The sequence below is a fragment of the Stenotrophomonas sp. HMWF003 genome (genome assembly GCF_003061285.1).
GTDB lineage: Bacteria > Pseudomonadota > Gammaproteobacteria > Xanthomonadales > Xanthomonadaceae > Stenotrophomonas > Stenotrophomonas maltophilia_AP.
The window spans coordinates 24271-24586 of the sequence record NZ_QAIW01000158.1 but is presented as its reverse complement, the minus strand read 5'-3'; the positions used below and the strand labels follow the sequence as shown (position 1 = coordinate 24586).

Annotated in this window: 1 protein-coding gene; it reads left to right on the top strand. The window is 64.9% G+C overall.

Going from position 1 to position 316, the window contains the following annotated elements:
* On the top strand, window positions 1–316 hold a 316-nt coding region (gene smpB / locus DBR34_RS06400; protein WP_128096170.1), incomplete at both ends, for an SsrA-binding protein SmpB.

Sequence of the window (316 nt, the reverse complement as noted above, 5' to 3'; positions counted from 1 at the left end):
CCCGCCACGAGTACCACATCGAAGATCGCTTCGAGGCCGGCCTGGCCCTTCAGGGCTGGGAGGTCAAGTCGATCCGCGCCGGGCGCGGCAACATCGTCGATGCATACGCCTACGTGCGTGACGGCGAGATCTTCCTGATCGGGGCGCAGATCACCCCGTTGATCCAGGCCTCCACCCACGTGGTGGCCAACGACCGCCGCGAGCGCAAGCTGCTCCTGCATCGCAGCGAGATCGACAAGCTGATCGGCCGGGTCCAGCGCGACGGGTACACGATCGTGCCGACGGCCATGTACTGGAGCAAGAACAAGATCAAGCT